Source organism: Paenibacillus ihuae, assembly GCF_001368795.1.
Classification (GTDB): Bacteria; Bacillota; Bacilli; order Paenibacillales; family Paenibacillaceae; genus Paenibacillus_AQ; species Paenibacillus_AQ ihuae.
The window spans coordinates 351,531-353,410 of sequence record NZ_LN831199.1 but is presented as its reverse complement, the minus strand read 5'-3'; the positions used below and the strand labels follow the sequence as shown (position 1 = coordinate 353,410).

Below are 1,880 nucleotides of genomic sequence, written 5' to 3'. Positions count from 1 at the left end.
GGTGCATCAGTTACAGTAACTTCATCTGTCCCCGGTGTAGCTGTCACAGCCGGAGTTGCTGACGGAGCAGGCGATGACGAAGGTGGTTGCGAACCCCCAGGGATGGAGGTAAATGTCGGTGCAGGGCTAGGGCTGCTTGACGGATTCGGTGAAACAGTACTGGAAGGCGTAGGGCTGGCTCCATCAGATGGCCCCGGTGAAGCAGAAGCCGAAGGTGTAGGGCTAGGTTCCGTTGACGGCTGCGGTGAAGCGGAGGCGGTGAAGTTAAAGGCAACGCCAACCTTTTTCCCCTGAAACTCATTGCCTGCCTCAGCGGGAAAAACCACATCCATTTGAATTGCTTCCGTTCCGCCACCGGGGAGTGATCCTATGGCGACACGGCCCTCCGCCTGGCTCATCACTCCGGAATAGAGGATTACTCCCTCTTTTTGCAGGGTCATTTGCAGAATATTGTACAAATCCACGTCTCCGGAGAGAAAGTCGAAATTTACAAAGTAATCAAACGGCTCTGACCCTTCGTTAATAACCGTATATTCTGAGGAACTCTTGTCCCCTGGCTGCATATTACTCATAATGGCGGTACTTTGAGTATGCGAATTGACCGTGAGTTTAATCGTGTCCTCTGCACTTACACCTCCGGCATGCCAGATAACACCGATCAGCACAATTAGAATGTAGGCGCCAATTATGGTCATATGATATCTTTTCTTCACTTTCCTCCGCCCCTTTCTACTGGAAAGCAACGCTGCCCCCGCACAGCCCGACAAGAATCCGCCGGATCTGTGCTGTTTCCCCACCGCTTGTCGACATAAGTGGTATTTTGGAGGACTACTATGTTTGAGGTGCTACAGCCTATTGAAAAAGTACTTACAGATAGTATGGTCATATGTAAGTTCGTTATAACGAATAATTACAGTATAATCAATAATTTAAATAAACAAAAACGATAGGAGCGCCTTAATTCATTGAAAATGAGTAATATATACATAATTTCAGGTTGATATCAGGTAATAGCTTCCGTTTTCTAACTATTTCTTGGGTTATATCGAAAACCAAGGTTTTTTATTAAGAACAAAACACAAAAAACAAGGAGATTATCCGGAAGGAAGTGATAGTTCCCTATCCCCGGGTAATCTCCTTGCTAATGATTCAAACGGAAATTCGTTTTAGTTGTCCTTGATTAGCTCCGCTACCAGCTCGTAGGAACGTAACCGTGCTGTATGATCATAAATCTGCGAGGCAATAATCCATTCATCCGCCCCGGTTTCCTCCAGCACCTGCAGAAGACGATCCTTGATATATGTTTTGTCTCCGGCAATGGAATATTTCTGCTTATCGAGCAGGAGAGCTTTTTCCTGGGGAGACCATAGGCTCTCCATGTCATCAACCGGTGGCTGGAGCTTGCCGGTGCGGCCGCGGATAATGTTCAGGAACTGCTGCTGCTGCGAAGTGGCCAGCCAGCGTGCTGCTCCAGTGGTGTCGGCGGCGGTAATGCCGAGACCAACCATGACATGCGGCTTGTCGAGTGCAGCTGACGGCTTGAAGCTGCTGCGGTATAGATGGAGTGCAGGCAGCAGATAATCCGGTGCAAAGTGGCTGGCAAAAGCGAACGGCAAGCCCAGCTGACCCGCAAGCTGGGCGCTGAACCCGCTTGATCCGAGCAGCCAGATCGGTACGTTCAAGCCTTCGCCCGGTGTGGCGCGCACCCCGAGCGGACGAGAACCCGCGCCGTTCGGATCGAAGTAGGCTCTGAGCTCGCTCAGCTGCTCAGGAAATTCGCTGCCGTCACTGCCGAGGCCGCGCCGCAGTGCTCTTGCAGCCGCCTGGTCGGAGCCGGGTGCCCGGCCAAGCCCGAGATCAATGCGTCCCGGAAACAGGGA

General features: G+C 51.3%; 1 protein-coding gene and 1 pseudogene. Both read right to left on the bottom strand.

What is annotated here, in order from left to right; genetic code table 11:
- Window positions 1-713 (bottom strand): annotated as a pseudogene (locus AQR02_RS21215) (hypothetical protein); the annotation flags it as partial.
- A gap of 453 nt (window positions 714-1,166) precedes the next feature.
- Window positions 1,167-1,880, bottom strand: a 714-nt coding sequence (locus tag AQR02_RS21210) for an LLM class flavin-dependent oxidoreductase (protein ID WP_245237657.1), incomplete at its 5' end; no start/stop codon positions are given.